General features: G+C 71.8%; 16 protein-coding genes and 2 tRNA genes. 8 read left to right on the forward strand and 10 right to left on the reverse strand.

Going from position 1 to position 24,059, the window contains the following annotated elements; all coding sequences use genetic code 11:
- Position 1 precedes the first annotated feature (1 nt).
- Positions 2-301 carry a YciI family protein gene (locus ACI1MP_RS24660; protein ID WP_100588661.1) on the forward strand — a complete coding sequence of 100 codons (300 nt, stop codon included), beginning with the start codon at positions 2-4 and terminating at the stop codon, positions 299-301.
- 512 nt (positions 302-813) lie between these two features.
- Here the strand turns inward: ACI1MP_RS24660 and ACI1MP_RS24665 are convergent.
- From ACI1MP_RS24665 to ACI1MP_RS24685, 5 genes are all read right to left on the reverse strand, one after another.
- On the reverse strand, positions 814-1,815 hold the full coding sequence (locus tag ACI1MP_RS24665) for an EamA family transporter (RefSeq protein WP_404869490.1): 1,002 nt from the start codon (positions 1,813-1,815) through the stop codon (positions 814-816).
- A 40-nt stretch (positions 1,816-1,855) separates the two neighbouring features.
- Positions 1,856-4,132, reverse strand: coding sequence for a transglycosylase domain-containing protein (locus tag ACI1MP_RS24670; RefSeq protein ID WP_380341657.1), 2,277 nt, complete (start codon positions 4,130-4,132; stop codon positions 1,856-1,858).
- A 283-nt stretch (positions 4,133-4,415) separates the two neighbouring features.
- Positions 4,416-4,489 (reverse strand) — tRNA-Lys (locus ACI1MP_RS24675).
- Between the two features lie 121 nt (positions 4,490-4,610).
- A tRNA-Lys gene (locus ACI1MP_RS24680) sits at positions 4,611-4,684 on the reverse strand.
- 80 nt (positions 4,685-4,764) lie between these two features.
- Entirely contained in the window at positions 4,765-5,523 is a 759-nt protein-coding gene (locus ACI1MP_RS24685) for a hypothetical protein (protein ID WP_380341655.1), read from the reverse strand.
- Between the two features lie 499 nt (positions 5,524-6,022).
- Here ACI1MP_RS24685 and ACI1MP_RS24690 point away from each other — a divergent pair, with 499 nt between their 5' ends.
- The 3 genes from ACI1MP_RS24690 (at position 6,023) to ACI1MP_RS24700 (ending at position 10,105) form a co-directional block, all read left to right on the forward strand.
- Positions 6,023-7,198, forward strand: a complete 1,176-nt coding sequence (locus ACI1MP_RS24690; protein WP_380341652.1) for a low temperature requirement protein A — start codon at positions 6,023-6,025, stop codon at positions 7,196-7,198.
- A 7-nt stretch (positions 7,199-7,205) separates the two neighbouring features.
- The gene (locus ACI1MP_RS24695) at positions 7,206-7,841 is read left to right on the forward strand and encodes a pentapeptide repeat-containing protein (RefSeq protein ID WP_380341649.1); all 636 of its coding nucleotides are present in this window, start codon (positions 7,206-7,208) and stop codon (positions 7,839-7,841) included.
- A 212-nt stretch (positions 7,842-8,053) separates the two neighbouring features.
- Positions 8,054-10,105 (forward strand): phosphocholine-specific phospholipase C, encoded by a 2,052-nt coding sequence (locus ACI1MP_RS24700; RefSeq protein WP_404869491.1) that lies wholly within the window; start codon positions 8,054-8,056, stop codon positions 10,103-10,105.
- Positions 10,106-10,112: 7 nt separating this feature from the next.
- Here the strand turns inward: ACI1MP_RS24700 and pflA are convergent, their stop codons facing one another.
- The 3 genes from pflA to adhE form a co-directional block, all read right to left on the reverse strand.
- Positions 10,113-10,865 (reverse strand): pyruvate formate-lyase-activating protein, encoded by a 753-nt coding sequence (pflA, locus tag ACI1MP_RS24705; protein ID WP_404869492.1) that lies wholly within the window; start codon positions 10,863-10,865, stop codon positions 10,113-10,115.
- Between the two features lie 31 nt (positions 10,866-10,896).
- The gene (gene pflB, locus ACI1MP_RS24710) at positions 10,897-13,164 is read right to left on the reverse strand and encodes a formate C-acetyltransferase (RefSeq protein ID WP_404869493.1); all 2,268 of its coding nucleotides are present in this window, start codon (positions 13,162-13,164) and stop codon (positions 10,897-10,899) included.
- 127 nt (positions 13,165-13,291) lie between these two features.
- A complete protein-coding gene (adhE, locus tag ACI1MP_RS24715) occupies positions 13,292-15,940 on the reverse strand; it encodes a bifunctional acetaldehyde-CoA/alcohol dehydrogenase (protein ID WP_404869494.1) in 2,649 nt (882 codons plus the stop codon).
- 347 nt (positions 15,941-16,287) lie between these two features.
- Between adhE and ACI1MP_RS24720 the strand changes: the two genes are divergently transcribed.
- Together ACI1MP_RS24720 and ACI1MP_RS24725 are read left to right on the forward strand one after the other, a co-directional pair.
- Positions 16,288-16,506 (forward strand): hypothetical protein, encoded by a 219-nt coding sequence (locus ACI1MP_RS24720; protein WP_043914085.1) that lies wholly within the window; start codon positions 16,288-16,290, stop codon positions 16,504-16,506.
- Between the two features lie 224 nt (positions 16,507-16,730).
- On the forward strand, positions 16,731-17,744 hold the full coding sequence (locus ACI1MP_RS24725) for a hypothetical protein (RefSeq protein WP_380341635.1): 1,014 nt from the start codon (positions 16,731-16,733) through the stop codon (positions 17,742-17,744).
- A gap of 72 nt (positions 17,745-17,816) precedes the next feature.
- On the opposite strand, the gene ACI1MP_RS24730 is transcribed toward ACI1MP_RS24725, so the two are convergent.
- Positions 17,817-21,044 carry a S41 family peptidase gene (locus ACI1MP_RS24730; RefSeq protein WP_380341632.1) on the reverse strand — a complete coding sequence of 1,076 codons (3,228 nt, stop codon included), beginning with the start codon at positions 21,042-21,044 and terminating at the stop codon, positions 17,817-17,819.
- A gap of 245 nt (positions 21,045-21,289) precedes the next feature.
- Here ACI1MP_RS24730 and ACI1MP_RS24735 point away from each other — a divergent pair, with 245 nt between their 5' ends.
- Positions 21,290-22,963: a chitinase gene (locus tag ACI1MP_RS24735; protein WP_380341630.1), complete on the forward strand. Its 1,674-nt coding sequence runs from the start codon at positions 21,290-21,292 to the stop codon at positions 22,961-22,963.
- Between the two features lie 175 nt (positions 22,964-23,138).
- On the opposite strand, the gene ACI1MP_RS24740 is transcribed toward ACI1MP_RS24735, so the two are convergent.
- Positions 23,139-23,417: a hypothetical protein gene (locus ACI1MP_RS24740; RefSeq protein ID WP_380341628.1), complete on the reverse strand. Its 279-nt coding sequence runs from the start codon at positions 23,415-23,417 to the stop codon at positions 23,139-23,141.
- A gap of 214 nt (positions 23,418-23,631) precedes the next feature.
- Here ACI1MP_RS24740 and ACI1MP_RS24745 point away from each other — a divergent pair, with 214 nt between their 5' ends.
- A complete protein-coding gene (locus tag ACI1MP_RS24745; protein ID WP_189276926.1) occupies positions 23,632-24,012 on the forward strand; it encodes a VOC family protein in 381 nt (126 codons plus the stop codon).
- Positions 24,013-24,059 lie beyond the last annotated feature (47 nt).

Consider the following 24,059-nt stretch of genomic DNA (forward strand, 5'->3'; position numbering starts at 1 on the left):
GGTGTTCATCCTTGAGCTGACCTACACCGCCCCGCTGGAGCGCATCGAGGCGCTGCTGCCCGCCCACATCGCCTGGCTGGAGCAGCACTACGCGACCGGCGCCTTCCTCGCCTCCGGCCGCAAGGTGCCCCGCGACGGCGGCGTCATCATCGCCGTCGCCGAGAGCCGATCCGCGATCGAGGCCCTCGCCGCCACCGACCCCTTCGCCCAGGCCGGCGCCACCGAATACCGCATCACCGAGTTCCTCCCCACCACCACCGGCCCCGACCTCGCCCCCCACCGCCAGACCCTCCCTGCCTGACGGTCCGCGACGACTCCTGCGGAGCCGAGGGCTGCCTCCGGGGTTCGGGGGAACCGACGAGGTGAGGTCGAGCCTTCCGCTCGCCGCGCGGCGGCGGATCGGTCGCGGCCGGGTTGCCTCCGGCGGCGCTGCAGGGCCCGGGAGTTGATCGAGCTGGACTGCTGACTCCCCTCGTCGCCCGGCGATTCGCTGGTTACCGAGGCGGGATCCCTTGCGGCCTTGCGGCCTTGCGGCCTTGCGGCGCATGAGGCAGTTGATGGCGGGAGCCGAGTGTTCCTCTCGCAGCCCGCAGGTCGCCTCCGGCGGTTCGGGGGTGAGGTGAGAGGGCCTCGACCTCGCCCCTCGCCGGTAGAGCTCCCCGCCTGACAACTCGCGGCGTCCCTGCGGAGTCAAAGGGGCTCCTCGGCCGTCGGCGGGTCGCCTCCGGCGGTTCGGGGGTCCCGACTTTGCCTGCATCGCATGCCCCCGGCTGACGGGTCCGTCGGCGGGGCCTGCGGGGTTGCGGTCCGGGCTCAGTGCTTGGTGGCAGAGGCCGACTGGGCCGCGAACGCGCCGGCGAGGACGAGGGCTCCGCCGGCGAGTTGGGGGGTGCCGAGGTGTTCGCCGAGGAGGATCCAGGCGAGGACGGTGGCGACGACGGCTTCGAGGTTGGCGACGACGCCGGCGACCGGTGGGGAGAGGTACTGGACCGAGACGACGCCGGTGAGGTAGGCGAGGACGGTGGCGACCAGGACCATCCACAGGGCGGGGACCAGGGCGGGGAGGTGGTGGCCGTTCATGGTGACGGAGTGGGCGAGCAGTGACCAGTCGGCGTTCCACGGGCGGGCGAAGGCGGTGAGCAGGATCGCGCCGATCAGCAGGCCGTACGCGGAGACCGCCAGCGGGTCGACGGGGCGTTCGCCCTCGCGGCCGGCGGCGGCGAGGACGAAGTAGCCGACCTGGCAGCAGGCCGCACCGAGGGCGAACAGGACGCCGATCGGGTCGAAGGACAGGCCGTGCCAGACCTCGACGACGAGGGCGAGGCCGGCCACCGCGACGCCCGCGCCGGCCATCGCCCGGCGGGAGACGGGGCGGCGCTGGACGAGTCGGACGTAGGCGAGCAGCAGCGGCGGGCCGAGGTACTCGATGAGCAGGGCGACGCCGACCGGGATGCGGGAGATCGCCGCGAAGTAGCAGGCCTGGACGCCGGCGACGGCGAGCAGCCCGAAGCCGATCAGCAGGCCGGGCCGGCGCAGGACCGCGTCGCGGTGCTTCCAGGCGACCGGCAGCAGCACCAGCGCCGCGCCGGCCACCCGCAGCCAGACGGTGTGGGTGGGGGAGAGCCCGGCTTCGATCAGCGGTTTCGCGGCCGTCCCGGACCCGCCGAAGGCGACCGCGGAGGCCAGTGCCAGCAGCAACCCCAGCTTGGCGGTGCGGCGGGTCGGGGTGGGGGAGGAGTGGTGGGGCGTCAGGGGGAGATCGGGCGCCGGGCGCGGGTCGAGCGACATGGCGGAGGGGTCCGAGCTGCTGTGCATCGGCGCATTGTGTCAGCTCGAACCCCTCCGTCGTAAGGCGCTATCCCGCTGATTGGTCCTGAGTGCCGAGCAGCCCGCCGCCGGTGCCGGTTCCCGCGGTGGGGGTCGGCGCCGGGGTGGTGGTGGCGCCCCCGGTGGGCGTGGCCGACGGGGTGCGGGTGGGCCGGGTCTGCCCGCCGTCACCGCCGTTCCCGTTGCCGTTCCCATTGCCGTTGCCCGCGCCGCCGGTGGGCCGCGAGCTCGGACGGCCGCCGTTGCCGGCGGTCGGGGACGGCGCGGAGGTCGCGCCGTCCGTCGCGGACGGGCTCTGGGTCGGCGCGGCGGGCTCGGTGGGCGTGGACGGCACGGTGGTGGCCGGTGTCCGGCTCGCACCGGAGAAGGAGCTGACCGGCTGACCGGCCAGCGCCGACTTCATGTAGGCCGTCCAGATCTGCGCCGGGAACCTGCCGCCCGCCGCGCTGCCCATGCCGCCGACGCCGTCCAGCGTGACCTGCTTGCCGGTGGCCGGATCCTGACCGAACAGGCCGACCACGGTGACCAGTTCGGGGGTGTAGCCGGCGAACCACACCGACTTGGAGTCGTCGGTGGTGCCGGTCTTGCCGGCCGCCGGGCGGTTCAGCGAGGCGGCCCGGTAGCCGGTGCCGCCCTGGTCGTCGATGACGCCGCGGAGGATCGAGGTGGTGGCGCGGGCGGCGTCCTTGGAGACCGCCTGGGTGGCCTTGTGCTCGGGCAGCGCGACCTGCTCGCCGCCGGACTCCAGCGACTTCACCAGCCACGGGGTGATCTGCCGGCCGTCGTTGTCCAGCGCGGCGTACACGCCGGCGAGTTCCAGCACGCTCGGCGAGGCCGAGCCCAGCGGGATCGACGGGACGGCCTTCAGGCCCGGGGTGTCGGCGGGCAGGCCGAGCGCGACCGCGGTGGAGCGGACCTTCTCCAGCCCGGTGTCCTGGGCGAGCTGCGCGAACACCGAGTTCACCGACCAGTCGGTGGCCTGCTGGAGGCTTATCTGACCGTACGAGCGCTCGCCCTCGTTCGGCGGCGCGTAGGGGACGCCCTTGGCGCCGCGCACGGCCCGCCGGTTGGTGCCGTCGTAGACGGTGTCGGCGCTGATCCGGTCGCCGTACTGGGTGCGGGCCCCGGAGTCCAGGGCGGCGGCCAGCGCGATCGCCTTGAAGGTGGAGCCGGCCTGGTAGTCGGTGCGGGTGGCGTTGTCGATCCAGTGCTTGGTGGCGTCGGCGCCGCCGTACAGCGCCAGCACCTGGCCGGTCTTCGGGTCGACCGACACCGCGCCGGCCTGCGCGGCCGCGTCCACCTTGCGGGCGTCCGGCTTCAGGTTGTCGGTCAGCTGGGTCTGCACCGCGTCCTGGAGCTGCTGCTGCTTCTTGGAGTCCACGGTCAGCGTGATGGTGTAGCCGCCCTGGGCGAGCTGGGCGTCGCTGACGATGTGGTTGTCGGTCAGGTACGAGGTGGCGGCGGCCACCAGGTAGCCGGCCTGCCCGGACAGGCCCGGCGCGGACTTCGGCGACTGCACCTCGGGGAAGGCCAGCTGCTTGCGCTCGTCGGCGCCCAGCCACTTCTCCGCCACCATGCCGTCGAGCACGTAGTTCCAGCGCGCCACCGCCTTCTCCTTGCCGGCCTCGGTCGCCGAGGACACGTCGAACGCGCTGGGCGCGTTCAGCAGGGTCGCCAGGTACGCGCCCTGGGCGGCGTTCAACTGGCTGGCGTCGATCCCGAAGTAGGCCTGCGAGGCGGCCTGGATGCCGTACGCGCCGCGCCCGTAGTACGAGGTGTTCAGGTAGGAGGAGAGGATCTCGTCCTTGCTCTGGGTGGCGTCCACCTTGAACGCGATGAAGACTTCCTTGACCTTGCGGCTGACGGTCTGCTTCTGGTTCAGGTACGCGTTCTTCACGTACTGCTGGGTGATCGTCGAGCCGCCCTGGGTGGCGCCGCCGGAGGCGGTGTTGAAGGCGGCGCGGGCCATGCCCTTGAAGTTGACCGCGCCCTCCGAGTAGAAGTTGCGGTCCTCGGCGGCCAGCGCGGCGTGCTGCGCGTCCGCGGAGACCTTGTCCAGGGGGACGTTCTGCCGGTTGGTCTGCCCGGTACGGGCCAGCAGCGACCCGTCGGAGTACAGCCAGGTGTTGGACTGGGCGGTGGCCGCGGCGTGCGCGTCCGGCACCTTGACCAGGGCGACGCCCAGCGCGAACAGGCCGACCCCGAGCAGCATCGAGGCGGCCAGGCCGACCAGTGCGGTCCGCCAGGTGGGTATCAGTCGGCGCCAGCCGGTTCGTTTCGTGCGTTCACGGGGCTTTCGAGGCAACGGAGACCTTCCCGCAGGCCCCGGACGGGCTGCTCGCTCGGGCGATGGCATGAACCTCGCCAGCTTGATCGATCGACTTGTCAGATGTTAGGGACCTATGTCCTATTTCTCCTAAGACGATCTTTAAATCCCTCTTAGTTGCGTGTCCTTCGTCTCACACACAACGAGTGGGCCCCGGGCGGGGACATGGTCGGCCCGATCGCACGATCGAGTCGCGCCGCGGCGGGCCGAACGGAAAAACGCCGAAGGCCCCTCGCTCTCGCGAGGGGCCTTCGGCTGTCTGTGCGCCGCCAGGGACTCGAACCCCGGACCCGCTGATTAAGAGTCAGCTGCTCTAACCAACTGAGCTAGCGGCGCTTGCTGACGAAGAGAACAGTACACGCTTCCCGACCTGCGGTGAAACCGGGCTCCCCGCGGCCGCCAGGGCCCCGGGAACGCCGAAGGCCCCTCACTTTCGCGAGGGGCCTTCGGCTGTCTGTGCGCCGCCAGGGACTCGAACCCCGGACCCGCTGATTAAGAGTCAGCTGCTCTAACCAACTGAGCTAGCGGCGCCTGCTGACCTGGAGAACATTACACGCCCGGCGCCGTTCCACCGAATCGTGACGCCGCCGCCACGCAGTGTCGCCCACGGCTCAGCGCGGTGGTGGGAGCCGGGCCAGGAACACCTCGAACGCGGTCGACTTCACCGAGTTCGCCCCGTCGAAGGGATAGTTCATCTCCTTGATCGCGATCAGCGACAGCCCGATCAGACCGGCCAGCGACAGCACCATCATCAGGTGCACCCAGGTGTTGGACAGGCCGAACAGGAAGGTGAAGGCGATGGTGACGACCGCGCCGGCGATCAGCGCCGCCCACAGCAGCGGCGGTACGCAGTCCGCGATCAGGTTCAGCCGGGCGCGGCGCTTGCTGGCCAGGCCGTCCACGTGCTGCACCAGGTTCTGGTAGATCGTCGACTCGCGGTTGTCGTTGGGCTGGAAGGCCAGCGCGGTGTCGCGGACCTGGTACATCAACGCGGTCGCCGCCGGGTCGCTGTGGTGCCCGGTCATCTGCTGCCACTCGGTGTTCACCACCGCGTGCGCGTAGCTGAGCGTCAGCCCCTCCAGCTGGGCGCCCTCCGGCAGCGGCATCTGCCGGGACATCCAGTAGACCCCGGCGAGCTCGTCCGCCTCCTCGAAGGTCGTCGCCCGCGCGGTCGAGGTGTTCTCCCACACCACGATCACCACGAAGGCCACCAGCACCGCGTAGAACGCGCCGACCGCGGCGAAGATGAAGCCCGCCACGTCGTTGCAGTTCACCCGGGCCGGGACGGAGGCGTAGCGCTGCACCAGGAGCATGCAGGCCGCCGTGCCCACCAGCATGCCGACCAGGATCGCGCCATCGACCCAGTTCACGACGACCCCCGCTGACCTCGGTGGACACCTGTGCGGACACCGCCATCAGGCCGCGGAGGAGCCGGGCCCGGCGAACGGGGATGGTTCGACCGGCCGTCAGTCGCCGCCGGACAGCGCGGTGATCGCGAGGAGTGCCGGCGGGCGGAAACAGGGACGCAGCGGCATGTCCGCCCCCAGAGTCCGCGCCTTCCTCCTTGACCTTCCGCGTTGCCCGTGAAGCGGCCGTCCGCCCGTCCATCCGCAGAGGAATCTATCGGGCCAAACGGGGCGGACGGGACAAGCTGCGCATCACACGCCCCGGACGGCCCCAGCTGTCACCCGGATCGAGCACTGCGGCGTCAACTCTGCCTGACGGACGGCCGAACCGGACGAACCGGGCCAATCGGTGGTTCGGGGACGGTCCGTGCGGCCTCGCGCCCCGGATGCAAGGATCGTGGGGAGAGCAACTCCCCGGCCGCGCGCGCTCCCAGCCGCGCGGCCCCGCCGTGAAAGCAGGCCGATGACCGCCGCCCCCGACCGCTACCGTCCGGTCCGCCGGATGCTGGCCCGCGACCGGGGCGAGTCCCATCGCGTCTCCACCCCGCTGGAACTGTTCTTCGACCTGTGCTTCGTGGTGGCCATCGCCCAGGCCGGCCACGAACTCGCCCACGCGCTGGCCGCCGGACACCTCTCGGCCGCCCTGCCGGGATACCTGATGTCCTTCTTCGCCATCTGGTGGGCGTGGATGAACTTCACCTGGTTCGCCTCCGCGTACGACGTGGACGACGTCCCCTACCGGCTCACCACGCTCGTCCAGATCACCGGCGTGCTGGTGCTCGCAGCGGGCGTGCCACGCCTCTTCGGGGACCAGAACCTCGACCTCGTGGTGGTCGGCTACCTGCTGATGCGCCTCGCCATGGTCACCCAGTGGCTGCGCGCCGCCCGGAGCGAGAGCGGGCCCGCCCGGACGGCCGCGCGGCGCTACGCCCTCGGCATCACGGTCGTCCAGGCGTTCTGGGTGGTGCTGCTGTTCGTCCCGGACGCGGCCCGCCCGGTGCTGTTCGCGGTCGGTGTGATCGCCGAACTCGCCGTCCCCGTCTGGGCCGAGACCCACAACCGGACCCCGTGGCACCGGCACCACATCGCCGAGCGGTACGGCCTGTTCACCATCATCGTGCTCGGTGAGACGGTCGCCGCCGCCACCGTCGCCATCCAGACCGCGCTGGACGAGCACAAGGCCGTCGCCGAACTGCTGCCGATCGCCGGCGGCGGACTGCTGATCTGCTTCGGCGCCTGGTGGATCTACTTCGCCGACGACGCCCACCCCTACCTGAACTCCGCCCGCCAGGCGCTGCCCTGGGGCTACGGCCACTACGTCGTCTTCGCCTCCGCGGCCGCCGTCGGCGCCGGACTGGTGGTCGCCGTCCAGCACGCCGTCGGCGCCACCCAGCTGACCGACCGCGCCGCGGCCGCCGCCGTCACCGTCCCGACCGCGCTGTTCCTGTTCACCGTCTGGGCCCTGCACGTGCGCCACCACAAGCGCGGCGCCGCCCAGCCGATCCTGCCGCTCGCCGCGCTGTCGGTGCTGGCTGCGACGCTGGCCGGGGACGCCGCCGTGCCCATCGCCGGCCTCCTGGTGGCGTTCGCCGTCGCCATCGGCATCGCCCTGACCACGCAGACCGTGAAACGGAGCTGACGAAACCGTGCGCCTGGAAGACCTCCCCTACGCCCACCTGCTGCAACGCCACACCGGGCCGCTGCGGGCCGACACCCGCTACGACACCGTCCACTTCGACGACCTCGACCTGACCGGGCAGCTCGGCGGCGCGCACTTCCTGGAATGCGCGTTCACCGGCATCCGCGCGGAGAACGCGAAGCTGCGCCGGGCCGGCTTCAACGAGGCGTGGCTGCACGGCGGGCGACTGGTCGGGGTCGACCTCGCCGAGAGCGAGTGGCAGGACACCGAGATCGACTCCACCGTGCTGGCCGGCATCTCCGCGTACAGCTCCGCGATCCGCCGCACCGTCTTCCGGCAGTGCAAGCTCGAAGCGGTCAACCTGCGCGGGGCGACACTGCGCGACGTGGTCTTCGAGGACTGCCTCCTGCGCGACGTCGACCTCGCCGACGCGAAGCTCACCGACGTGACGTTCCCCGGCTCCACCCTGAACGACGTCCGCCTGCGCGGCGCGACCCTCAAGGGCGTGGACCTCCGCCGAGCCGCCACCCTCGACCTGCCGGACGGCCACCAGGGTCTGCGCGGAGCGATCATCTCGACGCACCAACTACTGGACCTCGCACCGCAGTTCGCGCAGGCATTGGGGATCACCGTCAAGGAGTAGAGGGGGTGGGTCCGCTTCGCGGTGAGGTTCCGCCCGGGCCGGGGTGTCGTCAACGGCCGTTTGGGTACCCGGCGTTCATCTGGTGAACAGTCCAACAATCCTTCGGGGAAAGTCATGGCCATGTCGCCCCGGCTGCGTGAGGATGCTCGGCGTTCGGCACGAGGTGTCTGAACAACATCATCAGCAGCAGCCGAAGGGACGGGCGGGTCAAAGTGGCAGAGCTGAGTCGTAGGAAGTTCATCGCACTGTCGGCGAGTGCGGCGGCCGGTGCGGCGGTCGCCGGGTCGGGCGTGGCGGGCGGGACGGTCCCGGCGGTCGCGGCGCCGGCGGGGACCACGGGAACCATCACGGACGCCAAGCACATCGTCGTCCTGATGCAGGAGAACCGGAGTTTCGATCACTACTTCGGGATGCTCAAGGGCGTGCGCGGCTTCGCGGACCGCTCGGCGATCCAGATATCCGGCGGCTACAGCGTCTTCAACCAGCCGAACCTGCTGGGCCGTCAGTACCCGTGGCAGTTCAGCGCCACCAAGCCGGCCGGCGGTGCGGACCCGGAGCGACTGGCGCAGTGCAACGGGGACCTGAGCCACGCCTGGTCCGATCAGCACAAGGCGTGGAACGGCGGCAAGTTGGACTCCTGGGTGGCGGCCAAGGGCAACGTCCGCACGATGGGCTACCTGACCAGGGCGGACATCCCGTTCCACTACGCGCTGGCCGACAACTGGACGGTCTGCGACGCCTACCACTGCTCGGTGCTGAGCGCGACGGGCCCGAACCGCACCTACCACTGGTCCGGCCAGATCGACCCGTCCGGCACGGCGGGCGGCCCGGCGTACGACGGCGGCGACGAGTCGGGGCTGCGCTGGCAGACGTACGCGGAGGCGCTGGAGAACGCGGGGGTGAGCTGGAAGGTCTACCAGAACGCGTCGGACAACTACGGCGACAACGCGCTGGCGTACTTCACCCAGTTCTCCTCGGCCCCGGCGGGCAGCGCCCTCGCGGTGAAGGGCATGGGCTCCGTCCCGAAGGTCACCAACCGGACGCCGGACGACATCGTGGCGGCGATCAAGGCGGACGTGCTGGCGGGCACCCTGCCGCAGGTGTCGTGGATCGTGCCGGACCAGGCGTCCTCGGAGCACCCGTACGCCACGCCGGCCGACGGCGCGCACTTCGTGCACAACGTGATGGACGCCCTGAACGCCGACCCGAACGTCTTCAACTCCTCGATCCTGTTCGTCAATTACGACGAGAACGACGGCTTCTTCGACCACGTCCCGCCGCCGGCCGCACCCGCCGGCACCGCCGGGGAGTTCTACAGCGGCACCAACATCGGTCTGGGCTTCCGCGTCCCGATGCTCGCCGTCTCCCCGTGGAGCCGCGGCGGCTGGGTGTCCTCGGAGACCTTCGACCACACCTCGGTGCTGCGCTTCCTGGAGAAGTGGACGGCCGCCCAGGGCCGGCCCGCGACGTGCGTGAACATCTCGGACTGGCGTCGCCGGGTGTGCGGCGACCTGACCGGACTGTTCGACTTCGCGAACCCGGTGTACGGGATGCCCGCGCTGCCCGACACCTCGGGGACCATCGGTCTGGCCGCCTGCGGCCCGCTGCCGAACCCGGCGCCCGTCAACAACCAGCTGCCCGCGCAGGAGGCCGGCACCCGTCCGGCCCGGGCGCTGCCGTACCAGCCGGTGGCGAACCTGGACCACCTGGAGTTCGGCTCCGGCGGGGTGATGAAGGTCTGGATCGCGATGTCCAACGCGGGCAGCGCCACCAGCCACTTCGCGGCGTACGCCAACGCCTACCGCTCCGGCGGCCCCTGGCAGTACACCGTCGACCCGGGCGCGGCGACCAGCGACTTCTTCAACTGCGGCACCGGCTACGGCGCGGGCAAGTACGACCTGACGGTGGTCGGCCCGAACCGCTTCCTGCGCCGCTTCACCGGCGACGCCACCGCCGCCGGCAAGAACGCGGCCGTCACCGCGACCTACGCGCCCGCCCCCGACACCGGCAAGCTCGCCCTCTGGTTCAAGCTCGCCAACACCGGCACCGCCCCCGTGACGTTCACCGTCACCTCCACCAACTACCGCACCGACGGCCCCTGGACCTACCAGGTCGCCGCCGGGGCCAGTACCAGTGACTGGTTCAACGCGGCGGCCTACACCAACGGTTGGTACGACTTCACGGTGACGGTCAGCGGCGACCCGAGCTGGTCCCAGCGCTTCACCGGCCACCTGGAGACCGGCGTCGCCTCGATCTCCGGCTGACGCGGCGTCACACCGCACGCAGGCCGTGCGCGGCGAAGACGTCGCGCGCGGCCTGCACCTGTTCCGCGGTCGGGGTGGGCGTGTCGGCGAGGGTGAACTCCCGGCCCAGCGCGGCCCACTTGGACTGGCCGAGCTTGTGGAACGGAAGGACGTCGACCCGGGAGACGTTGCCGAGGGAGGCGGCGAAGGCGGCGACGCCCGCGATGTTCTCGGGCGGGTCGGTGAGGCCGGGGACCAGGACGAAGCGCAGGTGGACCTCCTTGCCGAGGTCGGCGAGCCGGCGGGCGAAGTCGAGGGTGGGTTCGAGCCGGTGGCCGGTCAGGCGGCGGTAGAGGGCGCGGTCCCAGGACTTGATGTCGAGCAGGACGAGGTCGGTGTCGGCGAGCAGGGCGTCGTCCGCCCGGGCGCCGAGGAAGCCCGAGGTGTCGAGGGCGGTGTGCAGGCCCAGCCCGTGCTTGAAGCGGTGGAGCAGCTCGCCGGTGAAGGCCGGCTGGAGCAGGGGTTCGCCGCCGGAGAGGGTGGCGCCGCCGCTGCCGGAGGCGTGGATGAAGGCGGTGTACTTGGCGGCCTCGGCGACCACCTCGTCGGCCGTGGTCCGGTGGCCGCTCGCCATCCGCATGGTGTCGGGGTTGTGGCAGTACAGGCAGTTCAGCGGGCACCCGGCGAGGAAGACCACGAACCGGGTGCCGGGGCCGTCCACGCCGGTCGACAGGTCCCAGGAGTGCACCGAGCCGCTTGCCTTCAGAACGGTGGTGAGCATGCCGGTGCCTCCTGGGATCCGTCGACGGGGCTCAGAGCGAGCCGTGGAAGGTGCGGTTGACGACATCCAGCTGCTGTTCCCTGGTCAGCCGGACGAAGTTGACCGCGTAGCCGCTGACCCGGATGGTCAGCTGCGGGTACTCCTCGGGGTGCTCCATGGCGTCCAGCAGGGTGTCCCGGTTCAGCACATTGACGTTCATGTGGAACCCGCCGACGGCCGTGTACCCGTCGAGCACGCCCGCCAGGTTGCGCACCCGCTCCTCGCGGGTGCGGCCGAGCGCGTCGGGCGTGACGGTGTTGGTCAGCGAGATGCCGTCCTCGGCGGCGTCGTAGGGGAGTTTCGCCACCGACATGGAGCTGGCCACGTAGCCGTGGGTGTCGCGGCCGTTCATCGGATTGGCGCCCGGGGAGAACGGTTCGCCGGCCCGGCGGCCGTCGGGGGTGGAGCCGGTCTTCTTGCCGTAGACCACGTTCGAGGTGATGGTCAGCACCGACTGGGTGTGCTCGGCGCCCCGGTAGGTGGGGTGCTTGCGGATCTTGCGCATGAACTCCTCGACCAGCCGCACCGCGAGCCCGTCCGCCCGGTCGTCGTTGTTGCCGTACGCCGGGTACTCGCCCTCCACGGTGTAGTCGACCGCGAGCCCGGACGCGTCGCGCACCGGCCGCACCGTGGCGTACCGGATCGCCGACAGCGAGTCCGCCGCCACCGCGAGCCCGGCGATGCCGCAGGCCATGGTGCGCCGCACGGCGCGGTCGTGCAGGGCCATCTCCAGGCGCTCGTACGCGTACTTGTCGTGCATGTAGTGGATGACGTTCAGCGCGTGCACGTACGTCTCGGCCAGCCACTCCAGCTGCCGGTCGAAGCGCTCCACCACCTCGTCGTAGTCCAGGACCTCGGCCTCGATCGGGCCGGTCTCGGGCCCGACCTGCTCGCCGGTGATCTCGTCCCGCCCGCCGTTGATCGCGTAGAGCAGCGTCTTGGCGAGGTTGACCCGGGCGCCGAAGAACTGCATCTGCTTGCCGACCTCCATCGCGGAGACGCAGCAGGCGATCGCGGTGTCGTCGCCGAAGCGCGGGCGCATCAGCTCGTCCGACTCGTACTGCACGCTGGAGGTGTCGATGGACACCTGCGCGCAGAACTCCTTGAAGCCCTGCGGGAGTTTCGGCGACCAGAACACCGTCATGTTGGGCTCGGGGGCCGGGCCCAGGTTGTACAGGGTCTGCAGGTAGCGGAACGAGGTGCGGGTGACCAGCGGGCGGCCGTCGGCGCCGATGCCGCCGATCGACTCGGTGACCCAGGTCGGGTCGCCGGAGAACAGCTCGTCGTACTCGGGGGTGCGCAGGAAGCGGACGATCCGCAGCTTGACGATGAAGTCGTCGATCAGCTCCTGCGCCCGGCTCTCCGTCAGCCGGCCCTCGGCCAGGTCGCGTTCCAGGTAGACGTCCAGGAAGGTCGAGGTGCGGCCGAGCGACATGGCCGCGCCGTTCTGCTCCTTCACGGCCGCCAGGTAGGCGAAGTACAGCCACTGGATCGCCTGTTGGGCGGTGGCGGCCGGCCCGGAGATGTCCTGGCCGTAGCTCGCGGCCATCGCCTTGAGCTCCTCCAGCGCGCGGATCTGCTCGGCCAGTTCCTCGCGCTCCCGGATGGTGTCCTCCAGCGCGCGCGGGTCGCGCGGCGCGGCGTCCAGGCCGGTCTTCTCCTCGCGCTTGGCGGCGATCAGCCGGTCCACGCCGTACAGCGCCACCCGCCGGTAGTCGCCGATGATCCGGCCCCGCCCGTACGCGTCCGGCAGGCCGGTGACGATGCCGGCCTTGCGGGCGGCCCGGATCTCGGGCGTGTAGGCGTCGAACACGCCCGCGTTGTGGGTCTTGCGGTGGACGGTGAAGACCTTCTCCCACTGCGGGTCCACCGGGTAGCCGTACGTCTCCAGCGCGCCCGCGACCATCCGCCAGCCGCCGTTCGGCATGATCGCCCGCTTCAGCGGGGCGTCGGTCTGCAGGCCGACGATCAGCTCGTTGTCCCGGTCGATGTACCCGGGGGCGTGCGCGGTGATGGTGGACGGCGTGTCCCAGGAGACGTCCAGGACGCCCTTGGCCCGCTCCTCGGGGAACAGGTCGGTGATCCGCCGCCAGATCGCCGCGGTCCGCGCGGTCGGCCCGGCCAGGAAGGCGGCGTCGCCCTCGTACGGGGTGTAGTTCTGCTGGATGAAGTCGCGGACGTCGACGGCGTCCCGCCACAGGCCGCCCTTGAAGCCGTCCCACGCACCGCTGTGGATGCGCTCCGCGTGCTGCGTGCTCATTGCCTCGCTCCCGCCTCTCGCCTACGCGCACTATTGTGAAACGATTCACGAACTCACATGGGATCGAAAAGTCCTGATCAGCGGGGACCTTGGTCCCCGGATCGCCTCCCGAGTCCGAGATGGGGCCTCACACCGCCCGGTCGTCGCCGTAGTACGCCAGGGTCATCAGCCGCCGCATGTCCCGCAGCATCGGCAGCCGCGGATTGGCCGGCGCGCACTGGTCCTCGTACGCGTTCATCGCCTGCCGGTCCAGCCCCGCCAGGAACGCCGCCTCGTCCACCCCGGCCTCCTTGAACGAGCGCGGAATGCCGACCCGCTCGCGCAGCTCCTCGACCGCGAGCGCCAGCGACTCCACGCCCTGCTCGGGGGTGTCGGCGGGCAGGCCCAGCATCCGGGCGATCTGCCGGTACCGCTCCGGGGCCACGTAGCTGCGGTACTTCGGCCAGCCGGTCACCTTGGCCGGCGCCGAGCCGTTCCAGCGGATCACGTGCGGCAGCAGCAGTGCGTTGGTCCGCCCGTGCGCCACGTGGAAGGTCGCGCCCAGGGTGTGCGCCATCGCGTGCACCGCGCCCAGGAACGCCGAGCCGAACGCCATGCCCGCGATCGTCCCGGCGTTGTGCATCCGCTCCCGCGCCACCGGGTCGTTCGGGCCGTCGTGGACCGCCGCCGCCAGGTTCTCGAAGACCAGCCGGATGCCCTGCAGCGCCAGGCCGTCGGTGAAGTCGTTGGCGTACACCGACACGTACGCCTCGATGCAGTGCGTCAGTGCGTCGAACCCGGAGTCGGCCGTCACCGCCGCCGGCAGGTCGGTCGTCAGCGCCGGGTCCACGATCGCCACCGTCGGGGTGAGCGCGTAGTCCGCCAGCGGGTACTTCTGACCGGTCTCCGGGTCGGTGATCACCGCGAACGGAGTGACCTCGCTGCCGGTGCCCGAGGTGGTCGGGACGCACACCAGCTTCGCCTTCTCGCCCAGGTCGGGGAAGGTGAAGGCGCGCTTGCGGATGTCGAAGAACTTCTCCTTCAGGTCCGCGAACTCCACCTCCGGGTGCTCGTACATCAGCCACATCACCTTGGCCGCGTCCATCGGCGAGCCGCCGCCCAGCGCCACGATGGTGTCCGGCCGGAAGTCGCGCATCAGCTCCGCGCCCCGCTCCACCGTCGCGATACTCGGGTTCGGCTCCACGAAGTCCACCACCCGCACCTCCACCGGCTCCGGGCGCCGCCGCAGCACCTCCCGGACCCGCTCCAGGTGGCCGATCTCCACCATCGTCCGGTCGGTGACCACCACCACCCGGTGCGCGCCGCGCATGTCCGCCAGGTAGCCGAGCGAGTTGCGCTCGAAGAAGATCTTCGGCGGGACCTTGAACCACTGCATGTTGGTGTTGCGCCGCCCGATCCGCTTGACGTTGATCAGGTGCAGGGCCGAGACGTTCCCCGACACCGAGGTGTGCCCCCAGGAGCCGCAGCCCAGCGTCAGCGAGGGCAGGAACGCGTTGTACACGTCGCCGATGCCGCCCTGCGAACTCGGCGCGTTCCAGATGATCCGGCACGCCTGCACCCCGGCGCCGAACTCCTCGGCGAACGCCGCGTCCTCGGTGTGCACCGCCGCCGAGTGCCCCAGACCGTTGAACTCCACCATCCGCGCGGCGAGTTGGACGCCCTGCGCACGCGTCCGGGCGCGCAGCACCGCCAGCACCGGGCAGAGCTTCTCCCGGGTCAGCGGCTCCTGTGCGCCCACCCCGGCGACCTCCGCCAGGATCACCGAGGTGTCCTCCGGCACCTCGAAGCCCGCCCCCTGCGCGACCGCCTGCGCCGACTGCCCGACCACCGCCGGGTTCAACTTCCCCTCTCCGTCGAACAGATGGCGCTCCAGCAGGGCCTTCTCCGCCGGGCCCGCCAGGTGCGCCTTCAGCGTCCGGAACTCCGCCAACGCCGGCTCGTACACCTCCTCGTCCAGGATCACCGCCTGCTCGGAGGCGCAGATCATCCCGTTGTCGAAGGACTTCGACAGCACGATGTCGTTCACCGCGCGCTTCAGGTCCGCGCTCCGCTCCACGTACGCCGGGACGTTCCCCGCGCCCACGCCCAGCGCCGGCTTCCCGCACGAATAGGCCGCCCGCACCATCGAGTTGCCGCCGGTGGCGAGGATCGTCGCCACCCCTTCGTGCCGCATCAGCGCGTCCGTCGCCGCCATCGACGGACGGTCGACCCACTGCACGCAGTGCGCCGGGGCGCCCGCCGCGATCGCCGCGTCCCGGACGATCCGGGCCGCCTCCGCCGAACAGCGCTGCGCCGAAGGATGGAAGGCGAACACGATCGGGTTGCGGGTCTTCAGCGCGATCAGCGCCTTGAACACCGTGGTGGACGTCGGATTGGTCACCGGGGTGAGGGCGGCGACCACGCCCACCGGCTCGGCGATCTCCACGATCCCGTCGAGGTCGTCCCGGGCGATCACCCCGACCGTCCGCATCCCGGCCATCGAGTGGGTGACGTGCTCGCAGGCGAAGACGTTCTTCACCGCCTTGTCCTCGAACACCCCGCGCCCGGTCTCCTCCACGGCCAGCACCGCCAGCCGGGTGTGCGCGGCCAGCGCGGCCAGCGAGGCCTTCTTGACGATCCGGTCCACCCGTTCCTGGGTGAGACCCGCGTACTCCTGGAGGGCCTTGTGCCCGTTGCGGACCAGGGCGTCGACGTGCTCGGTGATCTCAGTGTGCTCGGCGTGCTCGGCGTGCTCGGTGGTCTCGGCGTTCACGGTGGGGGAGTTCTGACCGGACATGGCGCGGCTCACCTCTCGGGGTGCGGCTGCGGGGCGCCCCGGCGGCACTGCCGGGACCGGTTGACCCCCTCAGCGTCGGGCGGCGGACCCTGTCGCGGCTACGGCCGATGGGCGCGATCCACCCGGGACCATCGGCCTTCTCCGTTGCGCCGTACGGGAGTTCGGGCCGCCCCCGGCGCGGCGCCGGTGTCCGCCGGGCGGGTGAGCCGCAGGTCGCCGGGGTGCGACGCCCGGAGGCCGGTGCGAGGGTGGGCGGAGCCCGCACGGGTACGTGTGACCGATCCCGGGCGGCGTACCGTGACAGGAGAGGCACCGAAGCAGGGGGGACGCCCACCCGAGGAGGAGACATGGGCATCTTCGACAGGTTCCGCCATCAGCCCGCCCAGCCCGCTGCCCCGGCCGAGGACTCCGCCGAGCGGGCCGCTCTCGCCCACGACGAGGCCGCCGACGCCTTCGGCGACACCGTGGAACGCACCCGCGACGAGGCGGAGCGCCGCGTCCAGCAGGAACGCGAGGACCGCGAGGCCGCCGAGAACATGACGGCCGAGGGCGATCCCTGGGGCTGAGACCGACCCGTGAACGCCGGTGCCGAACGGCGCCGGCGTCCGGCTGTCCGGGGCCGATCGTTCGGGTGAGGATCCTGTGACAGTTCAGTGACAGGAGGCATACGCCCCAAGGACGTTGAGCGGGCTAGATTGTTCTTGCGCGACGGACCGGGCCAAGGGGAAGAGGCCTGGCAGGAGCGCCTCTCCTGCAGCTCAGCCAGATTCGATCCCTTGGGGGGACCACCATGACCGCTCGTCGGTTCGCACCGTCCGTCGCTTCCGTGAAGAAGGCCACCGCGGTCGCCGCGATCATGCTCGCCGCCACCACTGTGGCCGGCGGCACCGCCTGGGCGGACGACGACAAGCCGGTGGTGCCGTGCGCGAACGGCTCGGTCCACCTGCCGGGCGAGAACGCGGTCGAGAACGCTCCCGCCCACAACGGGCACGTCGAGCTGACGACCAGCTCCAACATGACCCCGGCCCTCGACGGCGACACGGCGGTCTACCGGGTGTGGCTCTGGGCGAAGAACAACACCGGGGCCGCGTACCAGCACGTCACCGTGGTGCCGGTGATCTTCACCCAGCTCGGCGTGATGAACACCAGCAACACCAAGGTGAACTGGGTGAAGGACAGCGGCACGGTCGAGCTGCCCACCCGGATGGGCTGCGACCCGTCGATCTGGGGCGCCTCCGGCGCGCTGGACACGCCGCTGGCGGACGGCGAGACGGTCCGCTTCGAGCTGACGATCACCGCGCCGAAGTCGGTCGCGTCGCAGATCACCGGGGGCACGGTGCTCGCCCGCGGCGCGGCGGACGGCGACCGCAGCCTGGAGAGCAACCACCAGCCCATGCCGCGGGTGGACTCGAACACCGGGCCGGTCTCGCCGTCCCCGTCGGCCTCCGCGTCCTCCTCCTCGTCGGCCTCGCCGTCCTCCTGGACGTCGCCGTCCCCGTCGGCCTCCGCATCGTCGTGGACGTCGCCCTCCCCGTCGGCCTCCGCGTCCTCCTGGACGTCGCCGTCCCCGTCGGCCTCCGCGTCGTCGTGGACGTCGCCCTCCCCGTGGGTGTCGCCCTCCTCGGGCACCGGCACCAAGGTGCTGTCCGCGTCGGTTCCCACCAACGTGAACACCGAGCAGGTCGCCGCCGCCGGCAACAGCAGCGACAAGTCCGCGCCGCTGGCCGCCGGGGCCCTCGCCCTCACCGCCGCGGGCGGCGTGTTCTTCCTCAACACCCGCCGTCGTTCCCGCGGCACCAAGTAACAGCGTCCTTCCCCCGTGTGGCCGGCCCCTTCCGGGGGCCGGCCATCCGGCGTTCTGGGCCCCGCCCCGCCCTCAGGGCTCCCGCGGTGGCAGCGGCGGGCGGCGCAGGTCGGGCCGGGCGGCGGTCGGCGGCGGGGGTGCGGCGGCGGGGGTGGTGGTGAGGAGGTCGAGGGCGAGGGTGACGGCGGCGGCGAGGTCGGTGTGCTCGCCGCGGGCCCAGTCGCGCGGGGTGCGGACGACCTCGATGTCGGGGGCGACGCCGTGGTTCTCGATGGAGAAGCCGATGCCGCCGGTGAACCAGGAGGCGTTCTTCGGGACGGAGATCTGGGTGCCGTCTCCGAGCGCGTGCCGGCCGGTCATGCCGACCACGCCGCCCCAGGTGCGGGTGCCGACCACCGGGCCGAGGTCGAGGGCCTTGATGGCGGCGATGATGACGTCGCCGTCGGAGCTGGTGGCGTGGTCGGCGAGCGCGACCACGGGGCCGCGCGGCGCGTCCCGGGGCCAGCGGACGGGCTGCCGGCCGCGGGTGAAGTCCCAGGCGAGGACGCGGCGGCGGAGCTTCTCCAGGACCAGCTCGGAGACGTTCCCGCCGGCGTTCCCGCGGACGTCCAACACCAGCGCGGGGTGGGCGAGTTCGGAGCGCAGATCGCGGTTGAACTGGGCCCAGCCGGAGCCGCCGAGGTCCGGGATGTGCAGGTAGCCGCACACGCCGTTGCTGAACTCCCGCACCAGGTGGCGGCGTTTGGCCACCCAGTCCTGGTAGCGGATGGGCCGCTCGTCGGTGAGCGGGGTGACGGCGATCCGGCGCAGCCGCTCGCCGTGGCGGACCGTCAGCTCCACCGTGGTGCCGCCGGTGCCGGCCAGCAGCGGCGCGGGGCCGCGCACCGGGTCGGGCGGACGGCCGTCCACGGCGACCAGCTCGTCGCCGTCCTGCACGCCGTAACCGGCGAGCGGCGCACGGGCCTTGGGGTCGGAGGACTCGCCGGGCAGGATCCGGTCGACCAGCCAGCGGCCGTCCGGGTCGCGGTGCGCGTTGGCGCCGAGCAGGCCGAGCGGCAGCTGGGCGATCGCCGGGCCCTCGCCGCGCCGGGAGGGAGTGACGTAGGCGTGCGAGGTGCCGAGTTCGCCGAGCAGTTCGCGCAGCAGGTCGGCGAAGTCGTCGGGGGAGGCCACCCGGTCCAGCAACGGGGCGTACTGGTCGGTGAGTTCGGGCCAGTCGAGGCCGCACATGCCGGCGTCCCAGAACTGGTCGGCGACGATCCGGGCGGCCTCGAAGTAGGACTGCCGCCACTCGGCGGCCGGGTGCACGGTGTGGGTGATCCGGCGCAGGTCGACGGCGAGCGGGGCGGTGGGCGCGGCCATCGGGTACAGCTTGAGCGCGCCGCCCGAGAACACCGAGACCGCGGAGCCGTCGGCGGACACCGCGAAGCCGTCCAGCTGCTCCACCAGCGTGCTGCGGCGGCCCCGGGCCAGGTCGAAGAACTCCAGCGCGGGGCGGCCGGAGGTGTCCTCCGGGTTGGCGAAGGTCTGGCCGAGCGCGCCGGAGATCGGCCAGCGCAGCCAGATCACCCCGCCGCGCACCGCCGCCGTCGCCGAGTACTTGGAGGCGATCACCGGGAACGGCACCAGGCGCTTGCTCAGCCCCTCCTCGTCCACCCGTACGGTGCCGTCGCCGGTGGCCTCCTCCGGGTCCAGGCCGACCGGCGGGCGGCCCTCGGCCGGGGAGGCGAACGGCGACGGGGTGTCGGCGGCCAGCGGCACCAGGTAGGGGCGGCAGCCGAGCGGGAACGACAGGTCGCCGGTGTGCACGTCGTGCACCGGGTCGAAGCCCCGCCAGGACAGGAACACCAGGAACCGGCCGTCCCGGGTGAACACCGGATGCTCGTCCTCGAACCGGCCGCCGGTGACGTCGACGGTGCGCTCCGGCCGGTCCACCCGGGCCAGCCGGACGGCGCGCAGCGAGCGGCCCGCGACCGGCTGGGACCAGGTCAGCCACTGCGAGTCCGGGGAGAACGACGGGCTGGAGACCGGTCCGAACCGGGACGCGGCGACCTCGGTGACGCCGCCCTCGGCGGTGTCCACCAGTAGCAGTCGGCCGTCCGAGCAGGCCACCGCCAGCAGACTGCCGTCGGGGGCGGCGGACAGCTCCTGGACCCGGCCGATCCGGCCCGCGGCGATCCGCCGGTGCGCGGCCCGCCCGTCCGCCGGGCCGTCCTTGCCGGGCAGCGGCGCCAGCTCGATCGCGTCCTCGCCCTCCGCGTCGGTGACCCAGGCGGCCTGCCCGCCCCAGCCGAGCACCAGCGGCAGCCGGCAGCGCACCCCCGGGGTGTCGGCCAGCACCCGGGCCGGGCCCTCCCGGTGGGTCAGCCAGTACAGCGAGCCGCGCACGTTGATCACCCCGGCCCGGCCGGTGGCGTCGCAGGCCAGGTCCTTGACGTTGTTCGCGGCGCTCACCTGGTACGGGCGACGGCCGGACCGGGCGCCGCCGAGCGGCACCTCCAGACGGTGCGGGGCGGGCGCGTCGAGGCCGTCCAGCAGCCACAGGTCGCCGGCGTGCTGGTAGACGATCCGGGTCCCGTCGGTGGCGGCCTCCCGCGCGTAGTACGTGGCGTGGTCGGTGTGCCGGCGCAGGTCGCTGCCGTCCGGGCGCACCGAGTACACGTTGCCGACGCCCTCGTGGTCGGACAGGAACGCCACCCTGGTCCCCGCGGGGGTCGCCACCGGCATCGGCGCGGCCAGGTGCCCCGGCAGGTCGGGCAGCAGCAGGTCGTGGTCCACCCACAGCCGGCCCTTCGCGCCGCCCCGGTACCGCTTCCAGGAGGCCGGCTCGTGCGGGGCGGCATCGGTCAGCAGCACCGTGTGCCCCTCGCCCATCTGGGCGTCCGCGACCGGCCCCCACGGCATCCGGCGGCCCGGTGAGCCGTCCGGCGGCAGCTCCCACGCCCAGGTGTAGTGGGCGAACGGCTCGTGGTACGAGCTGACCGCCAGCACGTCCCCGTTCGGCAGCCACCCCCGCACCCGGGTGTCCTGGCTGCCCCAGTACGTCAACCGGGTCGCCGGGCCGCCCGCCACCGGGGCGGTGAACACCTCCGGGGTCAGCGCGAACCAGCTCGTCCAGGCCAGCGAGGCGCCGTCCGGCGACAGCCTGGGGTGGCTCACCCTGGTCCGGTCGGCACTGGCCCGCCAGGCCCGTCCGACGCGGCCGTCCGCGGCGAGCGGCGCGACCCAGACGTCGTCCTCGGCGGTGAAGGCGAGCAGACCGTCGCGTACATGGGGGAAACGCAGGTATCCGGGCACCACTCCATGGTTCGACCCCGCGCCGGGGGCCGCAACGCGGGCGGGTCCGGGCGCGTTCCCCCGGGCTGAGTCACCGTCAGGGAACGCCGGTCGTGGGTCCATTGACAGGGGCGGGCCGAGCCGGTTCAGTGGTCTAGTCCAACTCCCAGGGCGCGTGCCGGTGCGGCGGCATGCCCCGGGCCGGGAACCCCACAGTCCGGCGGGCGGGAGACGGACGTCCCCCACACATCAGGCAGGAGCATCCCCACATGCGCACTTCCCGGAAGAAGCGGCTGCTCGCCGCCGGAACGGCCTGGGCGGTGGCGGCCGCAGGCGCCGTCGCCATCAGCTTCGGACTGGCCGGGTCGGCCTCGGCCGGCGAATTCCTGGTCAACGGCGGCCTGGAGTCCGGCGCCCTGGCCCCCTGGACCTGCAGCGGCGCCACCGGCAGCGTCGTCACCGGCCACGCGCACAGCGGCAGCTACGCACTCGCCGGCGCGGCCGGTTCCACCGACACCGCCCAGTGCACCCAGACCGTCGCGGTCGCCCCCAACACCACGTACACGCTCAGCGCGTACGTCAACGGCGCGTACGTCTACCTCGGCGTCAACGGCGGCAGCTCGACCTGGACGCCCGGCACCGGCGGCGCCTACCAGAAGCTGTCCGTCAGCTTCACCACCGCCGCCACCCAGACCTCCGCCACCGTCTTCACCCACGGCTGGTACGGGCAGGGCACCTACTACGCGGACGACATCTCGCTGGACGGGCCGGGCACACCGAGCTCCTCGCCCTCGGTGCCCAGCTCGCCGAGCCCGTCCGCCTCTGCCTCGGCTTCCGCCTCCGCCTCCGCGTCCGCCTCCGCCTCGGCCTCTGCTTCCGCTTCGGCCAGCGCCAGTCCGTCGGGCTCGGCGACCTCGCCGCCGCCGGCCGGGAGCCACGCGCTGGTCGGGTACCTGCACGCGAGCTTCGCCAACGGCGCCGGGTACCTGAAGATGTCGGACGTGCCCGACAGCTGGGACATCATCGACCTGGCCTTCGGCGAGCCGGACTCCATCACCTCCGGCAACATCCACTTCAACCGCTGCCCCGTCGCCCAGTGCCCGGGCGTCGAGTCCGACGCCGACTTCAAGGCGGCGATCGCCGCGAAGCAGGCCAAGGGCAAGAAGGTGCTGCTGTCGATCGGCGGCCAGAACGGCGAAGTGCAGCTCACCACCACCGCCGCACGCGACGCCTTCGTCTCCTCGGTCTCCTCGATCATCGACAAGTGGGGCCTCGACGGCCTCGACATCGACTTCGAAGGACACTCGCTGTCGCTCAACACCGGTGACAACGACTTCAAGAACCCGACCACGCCGGTGATCACCAACCTGATCTCGGCCGTGAAGACCCTGAAGGCCAAGTACGGCGCGAAGTTCCAGCTGACCATGGCACCGGAGACCTTCTTCGTCCAGCTCGGCTACCAGTACTACGGCTCGGGCCCCTGGGGCGGCCAGGACCCGCGCGCCGGAGCGTTCCTGCCGGTCATCCACGCGCTGCGCGACGACCTGACGCTGCTTCACGTCCAGGACTACAACTCGGGCTCGATCATGGGCCTCGACGGCCAGTACCACAACATGGGCGGCGCGGACTTCCACATCGCCATGACCGACATGCTCCTCGCCGGCTTCCCGGTGGCCGGCAACACCGCCAACATGTTCCCGCCCCTCAAGCCCTCCCAGGTCGCGATCGGCATGCCCGCCAACACCTACGCGGGCAACGGCTACGTCGCCCCGGCCGTGGTCAACCAGGCCCTGGACTGCCTCACCAAGGGCACCGGCTGCGGCTCCTACACCCCGCGCGCCGGCAAGCAGCCGAACCTCCGCGGGCTGATGACCTGGTCGATCAACTGGGACAACTACAACGGGAACGAGTTCTCGAAGAACTTCCACAGCTACTTCGGGTAGGGGATCACAGCTACCAGCGGGGCCGGTCACCGGACGGTGGCCGGCCCCGGCCGTGTGCGGGGGATTCGCCTGCGGCGGGCTGTGGGGGTGAGCGGTCAGTGGGCCCGGTTGCCGGGTACCGGGTGGCGGTGTGCCGCGGCCCGGCGCGGGGCTTGCGTCGGGCCGGGCGGGTTTGTTACTTGGCTGCGTCGCGGCAGGCTTCCGCGGCGATGACGGCGGGGACGTAGTCTTCGCGCAGGATGCGGTAGCAGGCCTTGAAGGCGCCCTCCTCGCCGCTTGCGCCGGTCTTGCAGGCGTCCTCGACGAGTTCGTGGTCGGCGTCCGGGACCTGCTCCAGAACGCGGTAGTAACAGCCGACGGGGCTGGCGCTCGCGGTCGGAGCGGCGGCGACGACGCCGCCCAGGGCGAGGGCGAGGGGGCAGCCGGTGGCGGCGATTCGTCGTACCAGCCTCATGGTGATCAAATCCTTTCGGGCGGCGGTGAATTGGCGGGTCGGCGAGAGCATGATTCGCCCGCGAACGCCGGCCCGGGACATGCATGCCGGACCGCACGCCGTGCCCGGTCGGACGCCGCGCCGACAGCCGAGCAAGATCACCCGAAGCGGAGCGGTCGCGGCCGGTCGCCGGGGTGGGACGGCGTGCCTAGCCTGAGGGGAGGAGGTGGTGGTGATGCTGGGCGATGCGCCGTTGTGCGCGGTGATTCCGGTGACCGACATGGGGCGGGCGAAGCAGTACTACCGGGAGACGCTCGGGCTGGAGGTGGTGACGGAGGGGGCGGAGGACGTCACGTTCCGGTCCGGGGGCTGTGAGTTCTCGCTGTACGAGACGCCCTACGGGGGGCAGGCCGGTCACACGCTGGCCAGTTGGAAGGTCGCCGATCTGGACACCGAGATGACCGAACTGCGCGGTCGTGGCGTGGTGTTCGAGGAGTACGACCTGCCGGGCCTGAAGACCCTGAACGGTGTCGCCGAGGCCGACGGCATGCGGGCCGCGTGGTTCAAGGACCTGGACGGCAACGTGCTGTGCGTGAACGAGCGGCGTGCGGCGTGAGGAGGGGCGAGGAACAGCGAAAAACACAGAAGGCCCCTCGCTTCCGC

The organism is Kitasatospora griseola (genome assembly GCF_044999035.1).
GTDB classification, from domain to species: Bacteria; Actinomycetota; Actinomycetes; order Streptomycetales; family Streptomycetaceae; genus Kitasatospora; species Kitasatospora griseola.